Origin of the sequence: Stenotrophomonas sp. GbtcB23, assembly GCF_019091045.1 — a bacterium.
Lineage (GTDB): Bacteria > Pseudomonadota > Gammaproteobacteria > Xanthomonadales > Xanthomonadaceae > Stenotrophomonas > Stenotrophomonas rhizophila_A.
The window spans coordinates 1-301 of the sequence record NZ_JAGXKC010000320.1 but is presented as its reverse complement, the minus strand read 5'-3'; the positions used below and the strand labels follow the sequence as shown (position 1 = coordinate 301).

Below are 301 nucleotides of genomic sequence, written 5' to 3'. Positions count from 1 at the left end.
GTCGAGCACCGGCGCCTGGACGCTGACGTCAAGTCCTGTCGTCGGCTCATCGAGAAGCAGCACGGCGGGTTCGAGCGCGATTGCCTTGGCAAGCTGGACGCGCTGCTGCATGCCGCCGGAAAGTTCCCGCGGCCGGGCATCCATGCGTTCGATCGGGAATTCCGAGGCATCGAGCGATTCCCGGGCGCGCTCGCGCAGTTCGGCGAAGTTGCGCTTTCCCGCGATCAGCAGACGTTCGGCCACATTGCCGCTGCTGGTATGGTTCATCAAAAGGCCGAGATGCGGGTTCTGGTAGACGATG

Annotated in this window: 1 protein-coding gene; it reads right to left on the bottom strand. The window is 64.1% G+C overall.

Annotation, left to right across the window (positions count from 1 at the left end):
* Nucleotides 1-301: ATP-binding cassette domain-containing protein (locus tag KVS69_RS19275; protein ID WP_217539562.1), on the bottom strand; the 301-nt coding region annotated here is incomplete at both ends.